Origin of the sequence: Arthrobacter sp. cf158 (assembly GCF_900106835.1) — a bacterium.
GTDB lineage: Bacteria > Actinomycetota > Actinomycetes > Actinomycetales > Micrococcaceae > Arthrobacter.
On record NZ_FNNR01000007.1, the window covers coordinates 236,330 to 261,084 of the forward strand.

Below are 24,755 nucleotides of genomic sequence, written 5' to 3' on the forward strand. Positions count from 1 at the left end.
CTCACCCGGTTGGAGAAAGCATGAAGATTGAGATCTGGTCAGACGTCGCGTGTCCTTGGTGCTACATCGGCAAGCGCCGTTTCGAGACCGCCCTGGCACAGTTCCCGCACCGCGATTCCGTGGAGATCGAGTGGAAGAGTTACCAGCTGGACCCCACCGTCCCGGAGCACTATGACGGCACGGAGCTGGACTACCTGAGCAACCGCAAGGGCATGGCTCCGGAGCAGGTCAAGCAGATGTTCGCCCACGTCACGGAGACGGCAAAGGGCGAAGGCCTGGACTACCACTTCGACAAGGTGGTGGTGGCCAACAGCTTCACCGCTCACCGCCTCATCCACCTCGCCGCTGCCCACGGCCGCCAGGACGCCGTCAAGGAGCAGCTGCTCAGCGACCACTTTGAGCACGGCAAGGACATCGGCAACCAGGACTACCTCACCGGACTCGGCGCCGCACTGGACCTCCCGGAAGATGAAGTGGCTGAACTCTTCACCTCGGACAAATACACCGAGGAGGTCAACCAGGACATCAACGAGGCCCGCGCCATCGGCGTCACCGGCGTCCCGTTCTTCGTCATTGACCGCAAGTACGGCATCTCCGGCGCCCAGCCCGCAGATCTCTTCAGCGAGGCCCTGAACCAGGCATGGCAGGAAGCAAACCCGCTGATCCCGGTGGGCGCCTCTGACGCTGAGGCCTGCGGCCCTGACGGCTGCGCGGTCTAAGCAGCCCCCGCCGTCGGGCCTTCCCGATTGCAGGCATAAAGCACGCCAAAGGCGGGCAGCTTCCCCAGCTGCCCGCCTTTCGCGTACGGCGTTAGCCCTTCACCACGTCAAGCTCGACGACGGCCCAGGACAATGCGGGAAGCGTCAGGCGGAGTTCGGAGCCAGTCACCTTCACACCGTCCAGAGCGGTCAGGCCAACGCGGCCCGGCTGACCCTGGCTGTTGATGGTCAAACGGTCGCCACCCTCGGGGATTTCCAGGACCTCGGCGCGGATCACCTGGCGGGCGTCGAAACCACGCAAGGCAACCTCGACGTCGGCGGCTTCTTCCAGCCCGCGGTTGGCAAAGAACAGTGCCAGCCTGCCCGTTTCTTCATTCCAGGTTGCGCTGACGTCCACCAGATCGGTGTCTCCAAAGCGGCTGTTCGAGTACTTGTCCGAGTCCACCGAGAGCCGCAGGATCTGGCCCTTGGCGAGCTCGGCCATGCGCGCGAACGGGTGGAAAATGGTCTGCTTCCACGCCGGGCCGTTCTCCTCGGACAAGATGGGCGCAATGACGTTGACCAGCTGCGCCTGGTTGGCGATTTTCACGCGGTCACCGTGGCGCAGCAGCGAGTTGAGCAGCGTTCCCACCACCACGGCGTCGGTCACGTTGTACTTGTCCTCGATCACGCGGGGGTGCTCACGCCAGCCGGCCTTGGCCACGTTGTGCGGCTGATCCTCGGTATCCAGGCCGCGCTGGTACCAAACGTTCCACTCATCGAAGGACAGGTTGATGTGCTTCTTGTGCTTGCCCTTGGCCCGGACGGCGTCCGCGGTGGCGATCACTGACTCAATGAAGTAGTCGGTGTCGACGGCGGAGGCCAGGAAGCTGCCGACGTCGCCGTCGTGCTCCTGGTAGTAGGCGTGGAGGGACACGTAATCCACTTCGTCATAGGTGTGGGTGAGGACGGTCTGCTCCCACGCACCGAACGTTGGCATCGAAGAGCTGGAACTGCCGCAGGCCACCAACTCCAGCGTGGGGTCAACGAACCGCATGGCCTTGGCAGCTTCCTGTGCCAGGCGTCCGTATTCGTCGGCGGTTTTGTGGCCGATCTGCCACGGCCCGTCCAACTCGTTGCCCAAGCACCAGAGCTTGATGTTGAACGGGTCCTTGTGGCCGTTCTTGGCACGGAGGTCTGACAGATAGGTTCCGCCGGGGTGGTTGGCGTACTCCACGATCTCGCGGGCAGCGTCCACTCCCCTGGTGCCCAGGTTGATGGCTTCCATGATTTCCGTGCCGGCCTGCTTGGACCAGTCCACAAACTCGTGCAGGCCAAAGGCGTTGGTCTCCACGGTGTGCCAGGCCCCGTCCAAGCGGCGCGGCCGGTTTTCCACGGGGCCAATCCCGTCTTCCCAGTTGTAGCCGGAGACGAAGTTGCCGCCGGGGTACCGGATCACGGTGGCGCCGAGTTCCTTCACGAGCTTCATGACGTCCTGCCGGAAACCGTTCTCGTCGGCCTCCGGGTGCCCGGGTTCGTAGATGCCGGTGTAAACACAGCGGCCCATGTGCTCCACGAAGGAGCCGAAGAGTCGTCGGGGTACCTCGCCAATGGTGAAGTCGCGGTCGAGGGTGATGCGTGCGCGGGACATGTATCTCCTTGGTTGTGTTCTGAAACTTTGGTTGACAAAAGAGGCGGCCGGTCAGGTTCCGGCAAGTCCCGTCGTCGCGACGCCTTTGATGATTTGGCGCTGGAAGAACAGGAAGACGACAATCAGCGGCAGTGCCGCAAGCAGGGCGGACGCCATGTTCTGCGCGTACTGGATGCCGTAGGCGCTCTTGATGGTCTGCAATCCGACCGGGAGGGTCAGCAGGTTGCCGTCGTTGGTGGCGATGAACGGCCAGAGGAAGTTGTTCCAGGCGCCGATGAACACAAAGATCGCGACGGCGGCCAGGATGGGCCGGGACAACGGCAGGATGATTTGGGTGAAGATCCGCAAGCGGCTGGCACCGTCCATCACGGCGGCTTCCTCGAGTTCACGCGGGATCTGGTCGAAGAACTTCTTCAGCACGAACACCATGGCCGGGTGGATGACCTGCGGCAGGATGATGGCCCACGAGGTATCGATCAGGTTCAGCGCCAGCATTTGGTAGAACAACGGGATGATCATCACGGGCGGCGGGATGATGATGGACGCGATGATCACCGTCATCAGCACCTTCTTGCCCTTGAAGTCGATCCTGGAGAGCGCGTACGCAACCAGCGCCGAAATCACCAGCGTGATGGCCGTGATAGCTGCCGAGGTGTAGAGCGAGTTCCACGTCCAGAGCGGGATGTTGCCGTCCTGGAACACCTTGACGAACGCTTCAGGTGTGAAGCCCGACGGCGGCAGCCAGGTGACGTCCGGGGCCGCGGCATCCGTCTCGGTCTTGAAAGCGGTGGCCGTGGCCCACGCGAACGGGATCAGCCAGAGCACGGCAATGAAGGCTGCGACGGCGATGGCCGCGATCCGGCCTACCGTCAGCTTCTTGCGAGGTTGGCGGATCGTGAGGCTATCTGCTGTGGTGGCATGTGGTGCGGGACGGGTCAGGGTAGGGATTGCCATGGTTATGCACTCCTGCGGCGGGTGATGACGAACTGCATGACCGAGATGACCACGATCAGTCCGAAGAAGATGTAGGAGATGGCTGCCGAGTAACCCAGCCGGTAACCGGTGAACCCGGTTTCGAAGATGTACTGGACCACGGGCCGGGTGGATCCCCCGGGGCCGCCTGCGGTCATCTGGTACACCTGATCGAAGATCTTCAAGGACGCCAGGATCTGCAGCAGCACGATCATGACGGTGGTGGGGGTGAGCTGCGGCAGGGTGATGGAGAAGAACTGCCGCCAGGCGCCTGCGCCATCGAGAGATGCTGCCTCATAGTGCTGGGCCGGAATGTTCTGCATCGCGGCCAGGTAGAGCAGGAAGTTGAAGCCCACGGTCCACCAGAGCGTGGCGATGACGATCGCCCACATGGCCACGTTGGGATCATTGAGCCAGGCAACCCTTGGGAGGCCGATTCCTGTCAGGAACTCATTGATCAGGCCAAGCTGAGGGTTGTACATCCAGGTGAAGAACAAGGAAACCACCGTGGAAGCCAGCAGGTACGGCGCAAAGTAGGACAGTCGCCACAGCCACTGGGCCGGCAGCCCGATATTGAGCAGCGCGGCCATGACCAACGCGACGAGGACCAACGGGACCGTGCTGATCACCGTGAAGTAGAGGGTGTTGCCCAGGGAACGCCACATATCGGCGTCGGCCAGGGCTTCGGCATAGTTCGCGAAGCCGATCAGGCTGTCGTTTGCGCCGGTGAGGGACTTGCCCTTGAGGCTCATGTAGAAGCCGTAGACGATGGGCCACACCAGGAAAACAAGGAAGAAGGCAAGGAACGGGGCGGCGAATCCCCAGCCGCTCAGGTTGCTCCGGGTGCGGCTGGTGGGTTTGCGGAGAGTCTCCGGCCTGGGCCGGGACAGCGTAGAGGTACTCATTCAAGAACTCCTTTGGTCACTCGGTACAAGGGCCGGTTAGACCGGGTTGGGACGGGAGAGGAGGGTGTTGGTGCGTTGTTCGAAGGCATCCCATCCTGCAGCTGCCTTGTCCCTTCCCAGAAGGACGTTCTGGACGTTCTCCGCGAAGTAGGTTTGCCAGTCCGAGCCCGAACCGCTGAACCAGGATTCGGGATCGTAGGCGATGATGTCCGCCGCGTTGGCGTAGTGAATCTGGGGCGTGAGTTCGCGGTAGGCCTGTGACTGGACCACGGGCTGGTATCCGGGGATGTGTCCGGCCTCAGCCCAGGACAGCGATCCTTTGAGGACATCGGTGACGAACTTGTAGACGTCCCTGCGTTTGTCCTCGTTCAGCGTCAGTTGGCGCGGGAGGACAAAGGAATGCGAGTCCGCATAGGAGGCAGGTGTCCCGTACAGCGTGGGAATGGTGGCCGCATCAACGGGTATTCCGGCCTTCTTCATGGTGGGCAGTTCCCACACCCCGCTGAACAGCATGCCCGATCCGCCGCGGGCAAACTCCGCGATGCCCGTACTGATATCCCCCGCCTGGGCGGCGATGGTGTCATCAAAGAGGGAGGCCATGAACTCCAGCGACTCAATGGCCGCTTCCCGGTCCACCTTCATGGGCTGTCCCGGCGTCAGCTCCATGTCAACACCGTGCTGCTTGTAAAGGGTGTAGAACAGGCGCCACATTTGCGAACCGCTGCCGAGGTACCCGAAGGAGAGTCCGTGGGCCTTGGTGACCTTCTGCATTTCCAAAGCCATGGCTTTGAACTCTTCCGGCGAGCCCACCTCCTGAAGCTGACCGTTGGTCCCCAGGACACCCGCTTTGCCGGCCACGTCAGTGTTGTAGAACATGACGAACGGGTGGGAATCCAGTGCGATGGAGAAGACCTTGCCGTTGTGCTGGCTTTTCTCCCAAATTCTGGGGGCAAAGTCCGCAGCGGTGACTCCGTTTTCCGCCAGCAAATCAAGGTCCCACGGCTCAATGAGTCCTCCCGGCGCGTAGCCAGGGACCCGGCTGGCGTGCATGATGGCCACCTCCGGCGGGCGGCCTCCCGCCGATGCCATGGCCAGTTTGGTGTAGTACGGCGGCCCCCAGGCGAGCACTGTGGGGTGCACCTTGAATCCGGGGGTGGCCTGGTTGGCTGCGTTGATCATGGCCTGCATCTTGATGCCATCGCCGCCGGACAGGAGGTGCCAAAAATCAATATCCTGCACGGAGGCAGCCTGCGCGGCGCCTCCGCAGCCGGTGAGGCCTGCGGCCAGGAGTCCTCCTCCAAGGAGGGCTGATCCTGTCATTAACTGTCTCCGGGACAACTGTTTCCCGGTCAAAGATTCAAACTGCTTCACCCGTCACTCCTTTGGATGGGTCCGCTGAAAGGTCACTGCTGTGTTGCTCAAATCCGGCTCCGGCGCGTCCCGCACTGGGGCTGATGGTGGGCCCTGGGGTGACGCAGGTCTCACATTACATCGATGTAATAGGCGGAGCAAGAGAAAATTGTTAGCGCACACAATTTGATCGATGACTCTCGGCTCAAGCTTTCGGCCGCAACAAGCTAAGCCCGCGTGCTGTCCCGTTCAACGATGCTGAAATCAACGCTGACTACCCGCTGGGCGGAGCCCCTGTCCCCCATGCGTTCGGTCAGCAGGCGCAGAGCCTCCCTGGCGATGGTGCGTTTGTCGAAAGAGACAGTGGTCAGGGATGGAACCGCATAACGACCATCCGCAATGTCGTCAAAACCTGCCACTGCAATGTCCTCAGGAACGCGCAAGCCCCGCTTCCAGAGCACACTGAGGGCACCAATAGCCATGGAATCGGTGAAGCAGAACAAGGCCTCGGGAACAGGGTTCTTGTCCAGGAAGGCACCCAGCGCTGTGGCCGCGGTTTCCGGGGTCCACTTCTCACACGGAATCAGCAGCGACTCATCCCGGGGAAGGCCCAGGATCTTTAGCGCATCTTCATACCCCTGGGTGCGCTGAATGGCTGCCGCAGATCCGCGCCCCTGAGTGGTGCCCAGCACGGCGATGCGCCGGCGTCCGGACCTGGCCAGAGCCAGGGTCATCTCCCGCGCGGCCGCAAAGCTGTCCACAAACACGCGGTCAGCCAACTGCTGCGAGACCTCGCCCAGCAGGACCACTGGCGGCAGCGCCACGCCAACCTTCACGGCACTCTCGTCCAGGACCACGGGGTTGAGGATCAGTCCGTCAATGAGGTTGGACCTCGCCCGGGTCATCAGCTCCTGTTCGCGCTGTGGATCCGATCCCGTCTCTTCGATCTGGACGCTCCATCCTTGCTGGTGCGCCACCTCCACAATGTGGTGGGCCACCTCTGCCGAGAAGGGAGTTGCCAGGTCCGGCAGGGCCAGGCCAATGACACCGGAGCGGCCATTGCGCAGGCCTCGGGCGGACAGATTGGGGACGTAATCCAATTCGGCCATGGCCTGCTCCACCCGCTCCCGGGTAGGGCCACTGACTGGCACAATTCCATTCATGACGTTGGAGACCGTCTTGGGCGATACCCCTGCGCGGCGCGCTACGTCCTTGACCGTTGCGCGCAACACGCCCCCTCAATGCACTTGACCGATTTTCCTTGATGCTACGCGAGTTTTTGTCCAGATAATGCCCTCGAAGAGCCCCCTTAAGGGCGTCAGGTGTACAAAAACCCGCGATACTTGGTGACAGATCGCTGTAAAGTGTCTATATGCCCAGGATCACGGCCGCCACGAACGCTGCCCAACGCGCCGAGACCCAACGTCGGATTTTGACCGCGTTTGGAGAGCTCCTCTTCACCCACGGCCTTCCCGGCCTCACCATGACGGACGTCGCCCGCCACGCCGGTGTTGGCCGGACAGCGGTCTACAACTATTACGCAGACATGGAACAGCTGCTCATCGCGTACGCCCTGGATGAGACCGAACGCTTCATTGTTGACCTCCGGGACTCGCTGGCCGCGCTGGGGAATCCTGTAGACCGGTTGGCGCTGTACGTCCGCACCCAGGTAGAGGACCTGAGCCGCCGGCACCTGCCTCCAGGACCGGCAATGGCCGCCGTCCTCTCTCCCGGCTCCTTCGCGAAGCTCGCGGACCACGTTGGCGACCTCAACGTCCTGCTCCAGGACATCCTGCAGGACGGCGTCCAGCAGGGCTACCTTCCGGACATCGACGTCGCCCAGTTGGCGCGGCTCATTCACGGAACGCTCTCGGCCAGTGCCGCACGACGCAACAAAACGCCCGACGGCGAGACTCCCCCGCCTGCCCCGGCCTCCGACGTCGAGGCCCGCACAGAACAAACAGTGCGCTTCATCCAGTTGGGCGCGGGGGCCAGGTTCGATGAGGCGGGCCGGCCTGTCCGGCTGGACGCGCCGGCCCACGACGCGCCGGCCCACGACGCACCGGCACAGGACGCCCCTCACCAAGAAGCCCTGGCCAGCTAGCGTTGCTGCCCTGCCGGGAGCGTGGGAACGATGGGCCACTTGGAGTTGTCCGCGATCCGCAGGTCTTCGCGCGGGCACAGCAGCTTGCCCGGGGTCTGGTCCACCAATTGGGGTTCCACCAAGCCCTCATAGCCCGGCGTGAGGATGACATCCACGGATTCGTCCTCACGGTTGTCCTGGAAGTAATCCGTGCCGGCAAGGTTGCGCTGGACGTTGAACGCTGCAGCCTGCCCCTTGACTCCGGAAACCACCACACCCACTCCCGAGTAGGCAGTATCACTGTTGTCCACCGAGCCCACCTTGAAGCCGCGGGCCGTGAACTGCTCTGCAACGGTGCCTGCCAGTCCCCCTCGGGACGTGGCGTTGAAAACGTTCAGGGCCACGGTCTCGTTGGGGACGTAGTCGAACGTGGTGGTGGGGCAAAGGCTGATGGGGGCCTTGCTGGCGATCGCGGTGGGCACCTTGATCACGCCGTTCATGATGGCCCAGGCACCTACGGCGCCGGCGGCGATCACGCCAACCAGCAGCACCAGGACAATTCCGTGGAACAAGCGGCGCCCGAACCGGCCCTTCGGGGCCCGGGCGTCCTCGGCAAACGTTGCCCTCAGTTCCGGCCCTGTGACCACATGGTGGCCGTGGAGCTGCGTCACATCCTTGGGACGCTTACGTTTTTTTGGCGTGGCCGCGTCCTGCTCCGGACCGGCCAGCCTAGCCATCGATCACCAATACACGTGCGTGGATCGCAGTCCTCTGGTGGAGTGCTGTGCGGACGGCCCGGTGGAGCCCGTCCTCGAGGTACATGACCCCCTGGTACTGGACCACGTGCGGAAACAGATCGCCAAAGAATGTTGAGTCTTCTGCCAACAGTGCCTCCAAATCCAGGGTCCTTTTGGTGGTGACAAGTTCGTCGAGGCGGACAGGGCGCGGGGGCAGGGAAGCCCAGTCCCGCGGCGCGGAGTATCCATGGTCAGGGTACGGGCGTCCCTCGCCCACAGCTTTGAAGATCACCCTGCAAGCCTAGGGAAGATGCCGCGCTAACGGAACTTGTGACCCGCGGCACAGGCAGGTTGTAGCCAAAAGGTGACTTACCTTCCTATGGCGTCACAGGCGTCATAGCTGTGAAGGGAACCGCAGGGACTGACAGAATAGGGGCATGACTCAACCGCTCCAAGGTTCCGCCCGGACCTCTGCCCACTCCACGCCCGCGTTGGCGTTGCTGCTGGACGTCGATGGCCCCATCGCCAGCCCTGTGACGCGGGACGTCAAACCGGACATCATTACGGACCTGGTGGCCTTGGCTTCGGCCGGCATCCCCGTCATCTTCAATACGGGCCGCTCGGATGCGTTCATCAGCGAGCAGGTCATGGAACCCATGATTGCCGCCGGAATGCCGGCAAACACCGTCATCCACGCCATTTGCGAGAAGGGCGCGGTCTGGTTCAGCTATACAGCGGAAGGCCCCGGCCCCATCCACGTGGACCACGATCTCGCCGTGCCCACGGCCTATGGGGACGATATCCGCCGGTTGGTTGCCGAGGATTACTCCGCCCACATGTTCTTCGATGAGACCAAGCGCGCCATGGTCTCCGTGGAGCAGCACCTGGAAGTGGCCAGCGCGGACTACCTTGCGGAGCAGAAGCTCTTCGACGCCGATGCCCTGGAGATCATGGGCCGCCACGGCCTGAATGCCGCCATCCTGGACCACCACGTGCCCGAATCCGACGACGCCGCAGACTACCGCCTGGACCCCACCATCATCTCCACGGACATCGAGTCTGTCCGCCTCGGTAAGGACCTCGGCGCCAGCCGCGCGGTTGAACTTCTGGCCGCCCAGGGCATCACCCCGCTCGCTTGGCGGACGGTGGGTGATTCCCGCACGGACTACGCCATGGCAGACTGGCTTCACCACAACGACCACGATGTGAAGCATGTGGACGTCCGGCCCGCAGACGGCGTACCGGTGAAGCCCTACACCATCCTGACGGCAGCTGACCTGGAACTGGCGGACGACGTCATCCATGACGACGCCGGCGGGGCCTTCCTCCGCAGCTGGCGCGAGGCCCTGTCCATCTAAGTTCCTGACCATCCGCACCCCACGATCCCGGAGAAAAAGCCATCACTCAAGCACAGGTCGATCCGATTTACCACGGCAGCCCATCCGTTGAAGAGGACACAATTGCCGAGGCAGTCTCGCCTGCCGTCGTTGCGCATCTTAAGCACAGGTCCGACGTCGTCCGTCACCGCGGGCGCTACGCCCTGGTCAACGCTGATCTCACCCCGCAACAGGCCATGGTGTCCGATCTCCTGGCTGTCCGGGCCGCGTTGGACGCCGCAGGTGTCGATTTCATCCTGGTGCGCGGTAATGACGAGAGGCCGGTCATCGCCGTCGACTGGGAGTCGCGGAAGGTCGTCCGGGAGGCGCTGGTGTCAGCGTTCCGGAATGAGCCCTTCTACTCCATGACCGTGGACGCGAAGAAGAAAACCTCAGTACTGGTGGCTGACGGTGAGCTGAGCGCCAACCGGAAATCCCGCATCTTCCGCCTGTACCGTCCCCGCGTGGAGACCGGTGGCGGACTCTGGTACGGGCCGGCCCTGGGTGTGCAGCTTGAGCTGTGGAGGTTCGAGGGCGATCACCTCGAGCTCCCTGTAGAGAACTCCCTCACCCGCCGCACCATGCTGCGGCAGGATGCGGTGCGCGGCACGGTCCAGCGGCACGGCCTGACATGGCCCACCATCGAGAATATGTTTGCCGATCATGCCAGCGACATCGACTTCGACGTGGATATTGTATTTTCCTGGGTGGATGGCAGCGACCCCGAGTACATCGCCAGACGGCGCGCCCAGCAGGCAGAAACCGTGCTCGGCGAGGGCGACGACCATGAGGCCCGCTTCCGCCAGATCAACGAGCTGAAGTACGCCCTGCGATCAGTCCACATGTTTGCGCCGTGGATCCGGCGGATCTTCATCGCCACGGACTCACCCGCACCTTCCTGGCTGGCTGACCACCCCTCCGTGACCATCGTGCGCAGCGAGGAGTTCTTCGCGGATCCGTCGGTGCTGCCCACCCACAATTCGCAGGCCGTTGAATGCCAGCTCCACCACATCGACGGGCTCTCCGAACACTTCCTGTACTCCAATGACGACATGTTCTTTGGCCGTCCCGTGGGTCCGGATATGTTCTTCACGCCCGGCGGCATCACCAAGTTCATCGAAGCTGATACCCGCATTGGCTTGGGCGACAACGACGCCGAGCGGAGCGGCTTCGAGAATGCGGCGCGCGTCAACCGCAAGCTGCTCTGGGAGCGATTTGGCCGGATCACCACACGGCACCTCGAACACACCGCGGCTCCCCTGCGGCGCAGCGTGGTGGCACGGATGGAAAAGGAGTTCCCGGCAGAATTCGCCAAGACCGCCGGCAGCCGCTTCCGTGCGGCCGACAACATCTCGGTGACCAACTCCTTCTACCACTATTACGCGCTGCTCACCGGGCGTGCCGTCACGCAAACCACCGCCAAGGTCAGGTACGTGGACACCACCATGTGGGCGGGACTTCATTACCTGCCCAAGCTTTTGGCCAAGCGTCACATGGACTTCTTCTGCCTCAATGACGGCAGCTTCCCTGAGGTGGAGTCCAACGAACGCGCCGAGCTGGTGACCGACTTCCTGGAGAAGTACTTCCCGGTGAAAGCTCCCTGGGAGAAGTAGTCAGGGCACCCGGGGCGAGGTAAGCGGCAGGGAAGAAGTATGGGTTCCCGGGGACGTGTGGGCCCCCACGCGGGACTCGTGCGGGATGCGGATGCCGGCTTCTGCCAACCGTCGCTGAACCTCGGCTGCGTCCAGGGGCTCGCCCACGGTGACTCCGCCGGACATTGGAACCACCGAATGCACAATCGTGTGCTCGTATACGTGGATCATGTTGTACGACTGCGCGCCGTCCCGCCCCCGCTGTCCGCCTGCGCGGACCCCAAGGTCCTGTGTGTAACACGTTGCCGAGGCGACCGATACCGGGATGCCGGCGAAGCCCGCCGTCGTGGAGTAATGCAGGTGGCCGCCCAGGATGGTGCGGACGTCCGTATTACGGACGACGGCGGCCAATGCGGCTTGGCCGCGCAACTCCACCAGGACAGCGAGGTCCTGAACGCACGGGACCGGTGGGTGGTGCAGCGCCAGGATGGTGCCGTCCGGGGCAGGGGTGGCCAGTTCCGAGGCCAGCCACTCAAGCTGGGCCTCCGACAACTCACCGTAGTGGTGGCCCGGAACGGTGGTGTCCAGGGTGATGATGCGCAATCCGTTGACGAAGTAGCTGCGGTCCACGGGGTCATGCGGCCTGCTGGCCTCCGATGCGTCCACGAAAGCGGACCGGAAGTTGGCACGGTTGTCGTGGTTGCCCATGGCCCAGATTGCCTTGGCTCCGAGGGCGTCGCAGACGGGTTCGATCATTTCGCGGAGCCGCTTGTACGCTTCGAGTTCGCCCTTGTCAGCCAGGTCTCCGGTGAAGATGATGGCCTCGGGCCTGATCCGGGAGGCGATGATCTGGTCGCAGATCTCCTGGAGCCTGGTTGCGCTGTCCACAGAACCATAGAGCGTTCCCGGACCACCCACCAGGTGAAGATCACTCAAGTGCAAAAGCACATGACCTGGTTTGGGGTACTCGGCCTCGATGAGCTCCATGGCTGCCTTAGCGTTTGGTGGGAGACGGCGTCTCCCGTATCAATCCAGTAGGGCCAATCCAACCAGACAACAAGCCAACAACTGGCGAATTTCCGGCGGAATGTTGGAAAATTACTTTCCTCCCTTCGAAATCGATGGCTTTAGGCAAGCGCCTTTTCCACTGCTTCTACCAAGTCTTCGGAGTCAGGCTCCACTGCGGATGGGAACCTTGCGACGAGTTCACCGCCCCGGTTGATGACGAACTTCTCAAAGTTCCATTTCACCTTGGCGGGCTGCCCGTCGCCGTCCTGGGTCAGCTCGGCGAAGAGGGGATGCTGCTGCTTGCCCAGAACATTCGCCTTGGTGGTCAGCGGGAAGGACACCCCAAAGTTCCGTTCACAGAATTCGGCGATTTCCTGGTCAGCTCCGGGCTCTTGCCCACCGAATTGGTTGCAGGGCACACCAAGGATCTCAAACCCCTGCTCGCGGTACTTGCCGTACAACTCTTCCAGGCCTGCGTATTGGCGCGTGTAACCGCATTCGGAAGCGACGTTGACCACCAGGACCGCTTTGCCCTCGAAGCGGCCGAAATCAGCTTCGGAGCCATCGTTGAACGTGAGGGGAATGCTGTACAGGCTGGTCATGGGATCGCTTCCTGACGACGTCGGCTGGCGGGGTTGCCGCCATCGAGCTTACGGGAGCTGGCGTGGGCCGCGAAACCTAGGGCGAAGGAATGATGAGCGTGGACAACGGCACGATCACACCGTCCGGACGCTTGACCAGGTCCGGGGCTATCAGGATGTATCCGGGCGGAAGAACCACGGCTGGGAGCGTTGAGGCCAGGACGGCCGCGGGCGTGGTTGGCAACGCCGGGGCCACGGGCGCCGCCGGAGTCGTCGCCGGAGCAACCGCCTGCGTGACGGCCGGTGCCGGCGCGGGTGCCACTACCGCCGGAGCAGGTGCCGCAGGTGCTGGAGCCACCACGGCGGGAGCAGGAGCGGCGGGAGCAGGTGCCGCAGGTGCTGGAGCGACGGGAGGCACGACGACGGCGGCCGGCGCCGGTGCGGACGGCGTCGTTACGGTTGGTGCAACGGTAGTCGCTGCCGGGGTCGTGGCCGTCGGAGTTGGCGTGGAGGTGGCTGTTGGCGTAGGCGTTGGTGTCGCTGTGGCCGATGGCGAGGGCGTAGCGGTCTGCGTCGGCGAGGGCGTCGGCGTGACAGTTGGAGTGGCCGTTGCTGTCGGAGTGGGCGTTGCAGTCGGGGTGGGCGTCGCCGTAACGGAAGGTGAGGGCGACGCCGTCGGGCTCTGTGGTGGCGTCTGCGTGGCAGGCGGTGTGGTGGTGGTCGGGGTGCTTCCCGGCGTGGCCGGCGGAACCACCACGGGCAAGGCCACGGGTTCCTCGTGTTCGCCACCGATGACGGCGCGGTTGGTGCCGTCGGCCACCGGCACGGCCCACTGTGGCGCTGCCGAGGTCCCGGATCCGACGCCCGGCTGGTAGTTCACCATGGCGATGGTCTGCAGCGGATCAACCTGCCGCATGGGCAGGTAGGTCCAGCCGTTGGGATTGGTGTGCAGGCCGTTCACGATCGTCTCGAAGTGCAGGTGGCAGCCCGTGGACCAGCCAGTGGTCCCAACCTCGGCAATGACCTCGCCTACGCGAACGGATTGGCCCTGCGTGACGCCGATGGCCTGGAGGTGGTTGTAGGTGGTGACCAGGCCGTTGCCGTGTTCAATTTCCACCCTGTTGCCGCCGCCCCAGATGTGCCAGCCGACTGCCCTGACCACGCCGGCGTCGGCAGCGTAGACGCGCGTTCCGCAGGCGGCGGCGTAATCCTGGCCCCAGTGGAATTCGCCGGCGAGGCCCGTCAATGGGCTGTAGCGGTAGCCGTACGGCGAGCTCGGGTTCAGGACCTCAAGAGGTGCGTAGAGGCTTCCAGCCGGCGGCCTGGACAGGCCGGCGGACGCTACGGTGAGACCAGTGGAGCCGTCTTTGCTGACACTGCGCACCATGGCGCGGTCGAAGTAGACCATGGGGGTGCCGGCGGTTTGTTCCGGTGGTTCCAGGGTGGGGTCAATCACCAGGGTTTCAGCCTCGGGTGGCACCAATGTGCCCAGGGAGGTTGGCCCTACGAAGCCCTGCGCCAAAGCTCCGTTGATCGATCCAGTGGACGCGGCGTTGAGGGGCTGGAAGCCAAACGCGAAGAAAGCCAGAACGGCGAGGCCTCCCGCGATGAAAACGCGTCGGAAACCTTCGGTGCGGATAAGGTCAACTACCCGGTCTGATTCATGATGCTTGCCCACAAAACACTCCCCAAAGCCAGCGGCACCAAACCCCAGCCTGGCGTGCAAGCACCATTGTTGCGGGAATCAGATCAGAAATAAAGTCCTCCCGGGTGCCATCTGCCGAAAGGTTGGCTCAGTATTGGATCAAGATTCTTGAGGAAAATTCCGGGTCGCCTAACATCGGCAAAGTTACTCGACGGTAACCATCACTGACTGCCAGCCCGAGGCTCCGTCAGGTACGGGGTCGGCGCGCTTGTCCGTCTGGACTTCCCCGGTACTGTCGGTGGCGCGGGCCTTGACGTAGTGCATGCCTGGAGTGGCATCCCATTCATAGGACCACTGGCGCCATGTAACCGTGGATGCTTCATCGGAAAGGGTTGCTTCCACCCACTCGCCGTCGTCGATCTGGACTTCCACCTTGGTGATTCCTCGCGTCTGCGCCCAAGCGGTTCCGCCCACGGCAACCTTCCCTGCCTTCAACTTCGCGAAGGACCCGGGCACGTCCACACGAGCCATGGTCTTGATGGGGCCGCGTTCTGACCAGCCGCGCTCGGTCCAGTAAGCCTTGCTGTCCGCGAAGCGGGTGACTTCCAGGTCCACCACCCATTTGGTGGCGGAGACGAAGCCGTACAGTCCCGGAACCACCATCCGTACGGGGTATCCGTGTTCTATGGGAAGGGGCTCCCCGTTCATGCCGATCGCCAGCATGGCATCACGGTCATCCTGCAAGACCTCCAGTGGCGTGGAGGCGCTGAAGCCGTCGATGGACCGTGAGAGGACCATGTCCGCGCCGTCCTTCGGTTTGGCCCTGGCCAGGACATCGCGGATGGGCATTCCCAACCACTTGGCGTTTCCGGCCAGCTTTCCGCCCACCGGGTTGGAGACGCAGGTGAGAGTGACGTGCGATTCGATCAGATCCGCGTCCAGCAGGTCCTGGAACGTGAGGGTGACTTCCTCCTCAACCATTCCATGCACCCGCAGTACCCAGTCTTCGACGTTGATTTCCGGGACACTCAGGGCGGTATCAATGCGGTAGAACTCGTTGTTAGGCGTCAGCCAAGAGGAGACTCCTGCCACCGGGGACTGGACGCCGGCTGGAACAGGGGGCGCAGCCTTCACAGGCGACGGCAGTGTGAGGGCGTCGCGGGCCTGCGCTATGTTGTTGCGCGCCGCTCCGAGCAGCCGCCCGCCGGTCGCCGCGATTCCGGCAGCTACCGCTGTGATCCCAGCGGCAGCGAAGAAACGACGGCGGCTGGTGCCGGCGCCCCCAACCTGGGAGTCGGCGTCGGCTGCTACGTCGGCGGGGGCTTCGGGCCACGCTTTCATCCTCCACAACGGCCGCATGAGACGACGCAGGACAATGAGGCCTGCAATGGTTCCCAGCACGGAGGGGATGGCGTCGGCGGGCCCAACCCCGGCACGGGTCAGAACGGCGGCAACAATCACCGCACCCATGAACAGCACACCAAGGACGCCAAGGGCCCACTTCTTGTAAGCCACTACCCCCAGAACGCAGGCCAGCACAGCGATCGTCAGGCCCATGCCCACAAACAGCGCAGCCTTGTCGTTCGTGCCGAACGTGGCGATCGCAAAGTCCTTCATCCAAGGCGGCGTGAAATCGATGAACGTGGATCCCAGCGCGAACACCGGGGTTGCCCTGGCGGTGAAGAATGCGCCTACAAGTTCCGCAACGGCGAGCACGACGGCAGCCGACACCACGCCTGCCAGTGCGGCCATGCTGTGGGTGCCTTTGGTCCGGAGTCCGAGCTTTTTCATGTCAGTGATTCGGAGCGGGCGGGAGCGGGGATGGGTGCAATCTCCCTCACGGCCCGGCGCTTTGATGGTCGCGGAAGCCAGAGCACCCTACGCAGTCCCGCAGCGGGCGCTCCACGGTTCCTGAAACGGTCTGCGCTTGTCCGGCAGGTAGCCTGAGGACACTGCGCGAGCGACCGGGGAACTCCCCGGTCAGCCCAGGTTTTCCTTGAGCAGCGCGCGGTGCTCCACGGCGGCGCTGGAGTGCAGCGCCCGTCCCGCTTCGGTGAGTTCCAGGAAGAGGGAGCGGCGGTCATCCACGCAGGTTTGGCGGGACACCAGGCCGGCCTTTTCCAGGCGGTCAACCACCTTGGAAACAGCGCTTTGGGTCATGGGTGTGCGCTCCCCCAGGGCCTTCATACGGCACGCCGACTCTTCACTGTCAGCCACAAGATCAAGGATTTCGAACTCGTTCAGGCCAATGTCGAATTTAGCTTCCAAGGCGCGGTCGATCGCTCCTGCGGTACGGAAGTAGGAGTCCTGGATGCTGCGCCACTGCTCAACCAATTCGCGGTCATGCAGCTGGCGGTCACGCGTCGTTGCCATGTCCCGATTCTAGTTCATGACGCCGTTGGAATCCATGTCATAAGATGACGCGTCATATTCCTTGTCATTGAATGACGCGTCATATACATTGATGACCATGACATCACCCACCACCCTCAAAACGCCTGTCGAGCCTTTGGTCTCAGCCGTCCGCTGGACGCGGGCCCAGTGGCTGCTGCTCATGGTTGTGTGCACCGTCCTGGCTTTGGACGGACTGGACGTCTCCATGGTCGGTGTTGCATTGCCTTCCATCGGACAGGAACTCAACCTCGGCACCGATTCCCTGCAGTGGATCGTCTCCGCCTATGTTCTCGGCTACGGGAGCCTGCTGCTCCTGGGCGGCCGACTCGCGGACCTGTTGGGCCGCCGTCGAATCTTCCTCATTGCTCTCACAGTGTTCGCTGCGGCGTCACTTCTTGGCGGGTTGGTGGACGACCCCGCCATCCTGATTGCCACCCGTTTCATCAAGGGCCTGGCCGCCGCGTTCACGGCACCCACCGGCTTCTCCATCATCACCACCAACTTCGCGGAGGGACGCGAGCGCAACAAGGCGCTGTCCATCTTCACCACGTTCGGTGCCAGCGGCTTCTCACTGGGCCTGGTGGTGGGCGGCTTGATGACCAGCCTGAGCTGGCGCTGGACGTTCCTGGTCTCGGTGCCGATCGCCGTGATCGTTGTCCTTCTGGGCCTCAAGTTCATTCCCAAGGACAAGCCGTCCGTTGAAGACAGTGGGCACGACTTCTGGGGAGCGGTCACGCTCGCGCTGGGCATGCTGGGTCTGGTGTACACCTTGGTTTCAGCACCTGAGCAGGGCTGGGGATCTGTGGCAACAATCGCCGGGTTCGCAGTTTCTGTTGCCGTGCTGGCAGCCTTCGCCGTGATCGAAAACAAGGTGAAGCACCCGCTGATCCGCTTCAGCATCCTCAAGGAGGGCTGGGTAGCCAGGGCAAACCTCAGTGCCGTTGGATTGTTCGGCTCCTACCTGAGCTTCCAGTTCATCGTCACTATGTTCCTGCAGTCGGTGCTCGGTTGGACACCTCTGGGAATGGCGTTGGCCCTGCTGCCGGCAGGCTTGCTGGTGGCCACCAGCGCACCCTTTGCGGACAGGCTGATTGAGAAGTTCGGTGCCACGCAACTCATTCTCACCGGCCTCACCGCGCTGGGGCTGGGCTACGTCCTGTTCCTCCGGGTTGGCACCACGCCCAATTACGCGCTGGACATCCTGCCATCGGTGGTCCTGCTGGGCATCGGCTTCGCGCTGGCCTTCCCGTCCATCAACGTCCAGGCCACTGCCGGAATCAAGGACTCCGAGCAGGGTTTGGCCGCCGGTTTGATCCAGACCAGCACGCAGGTTGGAGCCGCCCTGGTTCTGGCCGTCACCACGGCGCTGGTCAGCGGGCACGGCCAGGGCGCCGGTACGGTCAGCGCCCAAGCCATGCTGGAACAGTACCGTCCGGGACTCATCCTGAGTGCCGCCGTCGCCATTGCTGCCTTGCTGGTAGCAGCGGCGCCGTCCCGACGCCGAATCCGAGCCTAATCCCCCGGGTTTTTGTACAGATAATGCCCTTGAGCGCTCGCCTTAGGGGCATTACCTGTACAAAATCTCCCCTGTACACGGGCGCAATTGCGGGGTCTCATGGGATGCATGAGGAATTACCTCACCGAGTACAGGCACGAGCTGCAGCGCACCTTCACGGGCACGTCGGGCACCCCGCCGGAATGGGTGCCACGCCTCGCTGAAGGGAACGACGCCGGATATCACCTTCCGGGGTCGGCGGTCTGGGCGGTGCATGGGCATGTGGCCACCATCGTGGCCGGGATCAGGGTGCTGTTGATGCAGGCCCTCCATCCCGGCGCGCTGGCCGGGGTGTACGAGCACTCGGGATTCCAGAAGGATCCGCTGGGCCGCCTGGCCAACACTGTCCGGTGGATCTTCACGGTGACCTACGGTTCAACCGAAGCCGCGGAGGCGGCGACGGCCCGCGTCCGGAAGATCCACGAGCGAGTCCGCGGGTCCTACGTGGATGGCAATGGAGTCCATCGCGACTATGCCGCCAATGATCCCGAACTCCTCCGCTGGGTCCATGTCACCTATGCAGACTCATTTATTACCGCCAATCGCATATGGGGCAGGCCCATTCCTGGCGGCGCGGACGCCTATGTCCAGGAGTGGGCAGCCGCGGGCAGGCTCATGGGGGTGGAGAATCCGCCCCTCACCGAGTCGCAGGTCCGGGACGAACTGGAGCAGTGGTACCACTCGGGGATCCTGCGCGCCGACGAACGCCTCGCTGAGACCGTTTCCTTCATTCGCTATCCGCCCCTGAGCCCATTGCTCCAGCCTGGGTACCGCATCCTGTTCGCGGCCGCCGTCGCCAGCCTTGAACCCAAGTACCGCGAGCTCCTCGGACTCCGGGCAGCACGGTTCGGCCCTCTTCCGTTGCCCGTGATCACCGCGGCGAGAGCCGTGTTGGGCATGGTCCGCTTTGCTCTGGGTGCCCGTGGTCCAAGTGAGCTGGCCGCCCGCAGGAGGTTGCAGAGGCTCGGCTACGCGGCCTGAAGGTTTTTCTCAATCGACAACAAAGGCCGGGCAGATCGGAGCAAATCCGTCCTACCCGGCCTTCGGTGGTCAATCCTTAGATCAGGTGATCCGACAGGTGGTTCGGGGTGCCGAAGCGGTGTGCGGTGATGGATACGGCTTGTTCGCGGAGGAACGGCAGCATCTCGATCCGGCCGGCCTGGGTCACTGCGCCATGGTAGACCGCGACGTCCGGACGGCCACCCATGGCTGCGCTCAGCGCAGCGAAGTCGCCACCGATCAGGCGGATCCGGCCGGCGTCGAACGTGGCAGCGCGGGCCAGCCACGCGGCGTCGTCCTCCACCCGGACGCTGACGCCCAGGTTCGCGAATGCCGTCACCACAGCGTCAGGAAGTACGACGGCGGAGCTCACGGTGAGCTTGGAGCCCGCCACTGCACCGGCTGCTACAACGCGGAGCAGCTCAGCGAGCCGCTCGCCTTCGGAGAGACGGATGGTGACCGGGAGGGAGCGGTAGCGGAAGACGTTGCGCTCAGCGGTCAACGCGGAAACATCCTTCGCGGTGCCGAACTCGGTTTCCCATGCCGCGGCATCGCTGAAGAGTGACTGCTGGAGGGTCTGGAGTTCCTCGGCTGTCACGTCAGCGGACTTGGCAGCAGCGAGGAGCTGGGCGGCTGCACCCTGAAGAACCGTGCCGCGCTTGGCCTTGGCCTCGGCGGGAAGCCAGCTGCCCAGGCCCACCAAGTAGTTCGGTCCCCCGGCCTTGGTTCCGGCGCCAACGGCCGACTTCTTCCAGCCACCGAACGGCTGGCGCTGGACGATCGCGCCGGTGATACCGCGGTTGACGTAAAGGTTTCCGGCCTGGATGCTGTCCAGCCAGACGCCCATTTCGGCGGAGTCCAGGGAGTGGAGCCCGGCAGTGAGGCCGTACTCGATCTCGTTCTGGATGGCGATGGCTTCTTCAAGGGTTTCGGCGGTCATGACACCCAGCACCGGGCCGAAGAACTCGGTGAGGTGGAAGTAGGAGCCACGCTTCACGCCGGAACGGATGCCCGGGGACCACAAACGGCCGGTCTCGTCGAGGCGCTCGGGCTTGATGGCCCAGCTTTCGCCGTCGCCCAGGGTGGTGAGGGCGTTGAGGAGCTTGCCGTTGGCCGCTTCGATGATCGGCCCCATCTGGGTGGTGGCGTCTTCCGGGTAGCCGACGGTCAGCGAGCGTGCGGCGTCGATCAGCTGGTTGTGGAAGCGGGCGCTCTTGGCCACCGAGCCCACCAGGATCACCAGTGATGCGGCGGAGCACTTCTGGCCGGCGTGCCCGAATGCCGAGTACACGACGTCCTTGGCAGCGAGGTCCAGGTCAGCACTCGGGGTGACGATGATGGCGTTCTTGCCGGAGGTCTCCGCGAGCAGCGGCAGGTCCTGGCGGAAGGAACGGAACAGCTCAGCGGTTTCGTAGCCACCGGTGAGGATCACGCGGTCAACGCTCGGGTGCGAGACCAGCTGGGTGCCGAGTTCGCGCTCTTCGAGCTGGACCAGGGCCAGCACTTCGCGCGGCACACCGGCTTCCCAGAGCGCGTCCACCATGACCGAACCGGACCGGCGGGCCTGCTTTGCCGGCTTGATCACGACGGCGGAACCCGAGGCCAGCGCTGCGAGCGTCGAGCCTGCGGGGATCGCCACCGGGAAGTTCCACGGAGGGGTCACCACGGTGAGGTTGGCTGGGACGAACGTGGCGCCGTCGACCGTTTCCAGGTCCTTGGCGCGCTCAGCGTAGTAGTGCGCGAAGTCGATTGCTTCGCTGACCTCGGGGTCACCTTGATCGATGGTCTTGCCGGTTTCGGAAGCCATGACCTCCAGGAGCTCGGCGCGACGGGCCTCAAGCACCTCGCCTGCGCGGTGCAGGATGGCTGCGCGCTCGGCTGCGGGGCGTGCACCCCAGGCCTTGCCTGCGTCCACGGCGGTGGCGATGATCTGGTCCAGCTCGGCAGCGTCGGAGACCTTGGTGGATTCGACGATCTTGTTGCCGGCGGTGGAACCGGGGATCCGGCTCAGGATGTCGCGGCCCCAGGCACGGTTGGCCGGGAGTGCCGGGTCCGTGTCCGGGGTGTTGCTGAAGCCCTCAAGCAGAGCGGGCTCGGCGGGAAGGCGGCGGTCCTGCTTGCGGTTGGGGCCCGGGACCTCCGCGGTCATGCCGGCCAGGGAGTCCAGGAAGCGCTGCTGTTCGCGCTTGAACAGGGCCTCGTTCTCGCTCAGTTCGAAGACTGCGGACATGAAGTTTTCCTGGCTGGCTCCCTCTTCGAGCCGGCGGATCAGGTAGGCGATGGCGACGTCGAACTCGCCCGGGTGGACCACGGGTGTGTAGAGCAGGAGGCTGCCAACGTCCTTGCGGACCGCGGTGGCCTGGCCCGTTGCCATTCCCAGGAGCATTTCGAATTCAATGCCCTTGGTGACGCCACGTTCCTTGGCGAGCAGCCATGCGAAGGCGACGTCGAACAGGTTGTGGCCCGCGACGCCGATGCGAACAGCATCGATGTGCTCCGGGGTGAGGGCGTAATTGATGACGTTCTTGTAGCTGGTGTCCGAGTCCTGCTTGGTGCCCCAGGTAGCCAACGGCCAGTCGTGCAGGGATGCTTCAACCTGCTCCATGGGAAGGTTGGCGCCCTTGACCACGCGGACCTTGATGGGAGCGCCACCCTGGGCGCGGCGGGCAGACGCCCACTCCTGCAGTTCCTGCATGGCGCCGAGTGCGTCCGGAAGGTACGCCTGAAGGACGATGCCGGCCTCGAGGTTCTTGAACTCGGGCATGTCCAGGATGCGCTTGAACACCGCGATGGTCATGCTGAGGTCCTTGTATTCCTCCATGTCCAGGTTGATGAACTTGGGCTTGGGGAAGGACGCTGCGAGGCGGTAGAGCGGGGTGAGCTTCTCCACGACGTGGTGGACGGCTTCGTCGAAGGCCCACGGAGAGTGCGGTGCCACGGTGGAGGATTCCTTGATGGAGACATAGTCCACATCTTCGCGGGCCAGCAGTTTCAGCGTGCCTTCCAGGCGACGCTGGGCTTCGTGCTGACCCAGGACGGCTTCGCCGAGGAGGTTCACATTCAGGTGCACACCGTCCTGGCGGATCTTGGCGATGGCCGGGCCGAGCTTGGCATCGGTGGCGTCAACAATGAGGTGGCCCACCATTTCGCGGAGCACGCGGCGGGCGATCGGGATGACAACCTGCGGGACGATCGGAGCCATGACGCCGCCTACACGCACGGCGCTGCGCATGTACCACGGGAGGAACTTGGGCACCTTCGGAGCCAGTTCGGCGAGCTTGCGGCCGGCGACCGACAGGTCCTCGGGGCGGATGACGCCGTCGACGAATCCCACGGTGAAGTCCAGGCCGTTCGGGTCCTTCAGGACGCCGGCAAGGCGCTGGGCGGACACGTCCACGGGGATCTTGCTTGCTTCGGTGAGCCAGTGGCGGACCAAGGCGATGGCTTCTTGGGCCAAAGCATCGAACTGCCCGGAATCCTGGATGCGGGGGGCGGTGGCATCCGGGAGTGTGCTGGTCATGGGGGCTCCTTCTGGGACGGAGAAGTTTGTTTGTTTCCATCAGTATGGATCTACAATCACGTTAGGAAAAGCGATGTTTTCTGACGAATATTCATTACCCATCCCGAACCTTTGGAGGCCGCCTTGTTGGACGTTCGCAGGCTGCGTTTGCTGCACGAATTGAAGATCCGCGGGACCCTCGCCGAGGTGGCCGATGCCATGCAGTACAGCCCTTCCTCGGTCTCCCAGCAGCTGACGTTGCTGGAGAAGGAAGCGGGCGTGGAATTGCTCCGCAAGGCCGGGCGGCGGGTACAGCTGACTCCGCAGGCGGAGATCCTGGTAGCCCACACCGCGGCCCTCCTGGAGACTCTGGAGCGCGCCGAAACCGAGCTCGCGGCCTCTCTGTCCATGGTCACCGGAACCGTCCGGCTCGCAGTGTTCCAATCCGCCGCACTGGCCCTGCTCCCGGACTTCCTCAGCATCATGCGCCAGGAGTACCCGGAGGTCCGGGTGGAGATGACCCAGCGCGAGCCGGAGACTGCCCTGTATGAGACATGGGCGCGGGACTTCGATCTTGTGGTGGCCGAGCAATACCCCGGCCACGCGGCTCCGCACCACAGCGGACTGGACCGCGTCACCCTCACCAGCGATGCCATCCGGCTGGCCACTCCCCCGGTGGGACTCGGCGGCGAAACTGTTTCCTCACTCGCTGACACTGCCGCCATGCCCTGGGTTATGGAACCGCGCGGGGCTGCCTCAAGGCATTGGGCTGAGCAGGCGTGCCGCTCGGCGGGCTTCGAGCCGGATGTGCGTTACGAAACCGCGGACCTGCAAGCACAGATCCGGCTCATTGAATCCGGCAACGCAGTGGCCCTCATGCCGGACCTTGTGTGGACCGGCCGCAGCCGCACGGTCCAGCTGCTGGACCTTCCGAGCCTGCCGAAGCGAACCGTCTTCACCTCCACACGCACAGCCGGCCGCATCCACCCCGCAACTGCGGCATGCCGCGAAGTCTTGGAGAGGGTGGCGGCCGCTCATCGTGACAGCGGGCTTGGCTCTGAGGACTAACCCAACCATGCCGGCGCTTCTTCGCGAGGATGACGCTAGCGATCACTGCAGCGACAACCCATGTCGCCAGGAAACCTAGGCTCAGCACCGGGTACTTGCTGCCGGAGACGATCGCGCCAGCCCCGATAGCGATAGCTGCGCACACGATGGTGATGAAAGGCGGATCCTTCAAAGTGGAGTACCGACTACGCGTGCGAGCCACCTGAGGCTGGTCTTTACTGAGTTCAGCGGATCCTCGCAACGGCCATCGTTTCCCCCACTTTGGCTGGGGCTGCCCTCGGTTCCGCGGCAAGGGCCGGACCAAGCCTTCATAGGCACGGTCCGGCCCTGCGCTTCGTAAGAGGCGTCCCTCAACCCGCACTCCCTTAGCTAGCTCCGTCCTCATCCTCTACGTTGCCGGCGGCGATTCGTTCGCTGACTTGCCGGTAGGCGTCCTGGATGAAGTCTTCAAGGTCTTGCCGGCTGATGCGCCAGGCGTTGCGGCCACCGATTTGGATGCCTCTGAGTTGGCCTGTCTTGAGCATGACGCGGATCTGCACCTCACTGGTCGCCAACTCTTCCGCGACCTGCTCAATCGTCAGGAACCGGCGCTTATTGATTTCATCGGGCATTTATCGATTCTAAAGTCGTGCAGTTGGGGAG

At 63.7% G+C, this 24,755-nt stretch carries 21 protein-coding genes; 7 read left to right on the forward strand and 14 right to left on the reverse strand.

Annotated features, from left to right (window positions below; genetic code table 11):
* The first annotated feature begins 20 nt into the window (after positions 1–20).
* Positions 21–719: a DsbA family oxidoreductase gene (locus BLW08_RS15745; RefSeq protein WP_090824702.1), complete on the forward strand. Its 699-nt coding sequence runs from the start codon at positions 21–23 to the stop codon at positions 717–719.
* A gap of 91 nt (positions 720–810) precedes the next feature.
* Here BLW08_RS15745 and BLW08_RS15750 read toward each other — a convergent pair whose 3' ends face one another.
* The 5 genes from BLW08_RS15750 to BLW08_RS15770 all read right to left on the reverse strand — a co-directional run bounded on the left by BLW08_RS15750 (position 811) and on the right by BLW08_RS15770 (position 6,805).
* A complete protein-coding gene (locus BLW08_RS15750) occupies positions 811–2,349 on the reverse strand; it encodes an arabinosylfuranosidase ArfA (protein ID WP_091326261.1) in 1,539 nt (512 codons plus the stop codon).
* Between the two features lie 51 nt (positions 2,350–2,400).
* Positions 2,401–3,303 (reverse strand): carbohydrate ABC transporter permease, encoded by a 903-nt coding sequence (locus tag BLW08_RS15755; RefSeq protein ID WP_091326263.1) that lies wholly within the window; start codon positions 3,301–3,303, stop codon positions 2,401–2,403.
* A 2-nt stretch (positions 3,304–3,305) separates the two neighbouring features.
* On the reverse strand, positions 3,306–4,226 hold the full coding sequence (locus BLW08_RS15760; protein WP_091326265.1) for a carbohydrate ABC transporter permease: 921 nt from the start codon (positions 4,224–4,226) through the stop codon (positions 3,306–3,308).
* A gap of 36 nt (positions 4,227–4,262) precedes the next feature.
* A complete protein-coding gene (locus BLW08_RS15765) occupies positions 4,263–5,597 on the reverse strand; it encodes an extracellular solute-binding protein (protein ID WP_091326266.1) in 1,335 nt (444 codons plus the stop codon).
* 206 nt (positions 5,598–5,803) lie between these two features.
* Positions 5,804–6,805: a LacI family DNA-binding transcriptional regulator gene (locus BLW08_RS15770; protein WP_091326391.1), complete on the reverse strand. Its 1,002-nt coding sequence runs from the start codon at positions 6,803–6,805 to the stop codon at positions 5,804–5,806.
* A 143-nt stretch (positions 6,806–6,948) separates the two neighbouring features.
* Between BLW08_RS15770 and BLW08_RS15775 the strand changes: the two genes are divergently transcribed.
* Complete coding sequence (locus BLW08_RS15775; RefSeq protein WP_091326268.1) at positions 6,949–7,680, forward strand: TetR/AcrR family transcriptional regulator; 732 nt, start codon at positions 6,949–6,951, stop codon at positions 7,678–7,680.
* Here BLW08_RS15775 and BLW08_RS15780 read toward each other — a convergent pair.
* Positions 7,677–8,330, reverse strand: coding sequence for a LytR C-terminal domain-containing protein (locus tag BLW08_RS15780; protein ID WP_091326393.1), 654 nt, complete (start codon positions 8,328–8,330; stop codon positions 7,677–7,679). The genes BLW08_RS15775 and BLW08_RS15780 overlap by 4 nt on opposite strands.
* 58 nt (positions 8,331–8,388) lie before the next feature.
* The gene (locus BLW08_RS15785; protein ID WP_090824690.1) at positions 8,389–8,688 is read right to left on the reverse strand and encodes a type II toxin-antitoxin system VapB family antitoxin; all 300 of its coding nucleotides are present in this window, start codon (positions 8,686–8,688) and stop codon (positions 8,389–8,391) included.
* Positions 8,689–8,833: 145 nt separating this feature from the next.
* On the opposite strand from BLW08_RS15785, the gene BLW08_RS15790 reads away from it, so the two are divergent.
* Positions 8,834–9,754 carry a Cof-type HAD-IIB family hydrolase gene (locus BLW08_RS15790; RefSeq protein WP_090824688.1) on the forward strand — a complete coding sequence of 307 codons (921 nt, stop codon included), beginning with the start codon at positions 8,834–8,836 and terminating at the stop codon, positions 9,752–9,754.
* A gap of 101 nt (positions 9,755–9,855) precedes the next feature.
* Positions 9,856–11,385 (forward strand): stealth family protein, encoded by a 1,530-nt coding sequence (locus BLW08_RS15795; protein WP_254779911.1) that lies wholly within the window; start codon positions 9,856–9,858, stop codon positions 11,383–11,385.
* On the opposite strand, the gene BLW08_RS15800 is transcribed toward BLW08_RS15795, so the two are convergent.
* The 5 genes from BLW08_RS15800 to BLW08_RS15820 all read right to left on the reverse strand — a co-directional run bounded on the left by BLW08_RS15800 (position 11,386) and on the right by BLW08_RS15820 (position 16,971).
* A complete protein-coding gene (locus BLW08_RS15800; protein WP_091326270.1) occupies positions 11,386–12,351 on the reverse strand; it encodes a phosphodiesterase in 966 nt (321 codons plus the stop codon).
* 140 nt (positions 12,352–12,491) lie between these two features.
* Positions 12,492–12,974: a glutathione peroxidase gene (locus BLW08_RS15805; protein WP_091326272.1), complete on the reverse strand. Its 483-nt coding sequence runs from the start codon at positions 12,972–12,974 to the stop codon at positions 12,492–12,494.
* A gap of 76 nt (positions 12,975–13,050) precedes the next feature.
* On the reverse strand, positions 13,051–14,631 hold the full coding sequence (locus tag BLW08_RS15810; RefSeq protein WP_175538726.1) for a M23 family metallopeptidase: 1,581 nt from the start codon (positions 14,629–14,631) through the stop codon (positions 13,051–13,053).
* Between the two features lie 171 nt (positions 14,632–14,802).
* Positions 14,803–16,389: a molybdopterin-dependent oxidoreductase gene (locus tag BLW08_RS15815; RefSeq protein WP_254779902.1), complete on the reverse strand. Its 1,587-nt coding sequence runs from the start codon at positions 16,387–16,389 to the stop codon at positions 14,803–14,805.
* A 189-nt stretch (positions 16,390–16,578) separates the two neighbouring features.
* Positions 16,579–16,971, reverse strand: a complete 393-nt coding sequence (locus tag BLW08_RS15820) for a MarR family winged helix-turn-helix transcriptional regulator (protein ID WP_090824677.1) — start codon at positions 16,969–16,971, stop codon at positions 16,579–16,581.
* Positions 16,972–17,068: 97 nt separating this feature from the next.
* On the opposite strand from BLW08_RS15820, the gene BLW08_RS15825 reads away from it, so the two are divergent.
* On the forward strand, positions 17,069–18,508 hold the full coding sequence (locus BLW08_RS15825) for an MFS transporter (RefSeq protein WP_091326396.1): 1,440 nt from the start codon (positions 17,069–17,071) through the stop codon (positions 18,506–18,508).
* Positions 18,509–18,607: 99 nt separating this feature from the next.
* On the forward strand, positions 18,608–19,528 hold the full coding sequence (locus BLW08_RS15830) for an oxygenase MpaB family protein (protein ID WP_091326275.1): 921 nt from the start codon (positions 18,608–18,610) through the stop codon (positions 19,526–19,528).
* A gap of 76 nt (positions 19,529–19,604) precedes the next feature.
* Here the strand turns inward: BLW08_RS15830 and BLW08_RS15835 are convergent, their stop codons facing one another.
* Positions 19,605–23,066, reverse strand: coding sequence for a proline dehydrogenase family protein (locus BLW08_RS15835; RefSeq protein ID WP_091326276.1), 3,462 nt, complete (start codon positions 23,064–23,066; stop codon positions 19,605–19,607).
* A 123-nt stretch (positions 23,067–23,189) separates the two neighbouring features.
* Here BLW08_RS15835 and BLW08_RS15840 point away from each other — a divergent pair, with 123 nt between their 5' ends.
* Positions 23,190–24,113, forward strand: coding sequence for a LysR family transcriptional regulator (locus BLW08_RS15840; protein WP_091326278.1), 924 nt, complete (start codon positions 23,190–23,192; stop codon positions 24,111–24,113).
* Between the two features lie 365 nt (positions 24,114–24,478).
* Here the strand turns inward: BLW08_RS15840 and BLW08_RS15845 are convergent, their stop codons facing one another.
* Positions 24,479–24,724, reverse strand: coding sequence for a helix-turn-helix domain-containing protein (locus BLW08_RS15845; RefSeq protein ID WP_090824668.1), 246 nt, complete (start codon positions 24,722–24,724; stop codon positions 24,479–24,481).
* Positions 24,725–24,755 lie beyond the last annotated feature (31 nt).

Excerpts from the sequence above, each read along its gene's own strand:
- BLW08_RS15805 (WP_091326272.1), bottom strand. The coding sequence starts at position 12,974 with ATGACCAGCCTGTACAGCATTCCCCTCACGTTCAACGATGGCTCCGAA.
- BLW08_RS15820 (WP_090824677.1), bottom strand. The coding sequence starts at position 16,971 with ATGGCAACGACGCGTGACCGCCAGCTGCATGACCGCGAATTGGTTGAG.
- BLW08_RS15845 (WP_090824668.1), bottom strand. The coding sequence starts at position 24,724 with ATGCCCGATGAAATCAATAAGCGCCGGTTCCTGACGATTGAGCAGGTC.
- BLW08_RS15755 (WP_091326263.1), bottom strand. The coding sequence starts at position 3,303 with ATGGCAATCCCTACCCTGACCCGTCCCGCACCACATGCCACCACAGCA.
- BLW08_RS15815 (WP_254779902.1), bottom strand. The coding sequence starts at position 16,389 with ATGAAAAAGCTCGGACTCCGGACCAAAGGCACCCACAGCATGGCCGCA.
- BLW08_RS15835 (WP_091326276.1), bottom strand. The coding sequence starts at position 23,066 with ATGACCAGCACACTCCCGGATGCCACCGCCCCCCGCATCCAGGATTCC.
- BLW08_RS15825 (WP_091326396.1), top strand. The coding sequence starts at position 17,069 with ATGACATCACCCACCACCCTCAAAACGCCTGTCGAGCCTTTGGTCTCA.
- BLW08_RS15775 (WP_091326268.1), top strand. The coding sequence starts at position 6,949 with ATGCCCAGGATCACGGCCGCCACGAACGCTGCCCAACGCGCCGAGACC.
- BLW08_RS15800 (WP_091326270.1), bottom strand. The coding sequence starts at position 12,351 with ATGGAGCTCATCGAGGCCGAGTACCCCAAACCAGGTCATGTGCTTTTG.
- BLW08_RS15750 (WP_091326261.1), bottom strand. The coding sequence starts at position 2,349 with ATGTCCCGCGCACGCATCACCCTCGACCGCGACTTCACCATTGGCGAG.
- BLW08_RS15745 (WP_090824702.1), top strand. The coding sequence starts at position 21 with ATGAAGATTGAGATCTGGTCAGACGTCGCGTGTCCTTGGTGCTACATC.
- BLW08_RS15760 (WP_091326265.1), bottom strand. The coding sequence starts at position 4,226 with ATGAGTACCTCTACGCTGTCCCGGCCCAGGCCGGAGACTCTCCGCAAA.
- BLW08_RS15790 (WP_090824688.1), top strand. The coding sequence starts at position 8,834 with ATGACTCAACCGCTCCAAGGTTCCGCCCGGACCTCTGCCCACTCCACG.
- BLW08_RS15830 (WP_091326275.1), top strand. The coding sequence starts at position 18,608 with ATGGGATGCATGAGGAATTACCTCACCGAGTACAGGCACGAGCTGCAG.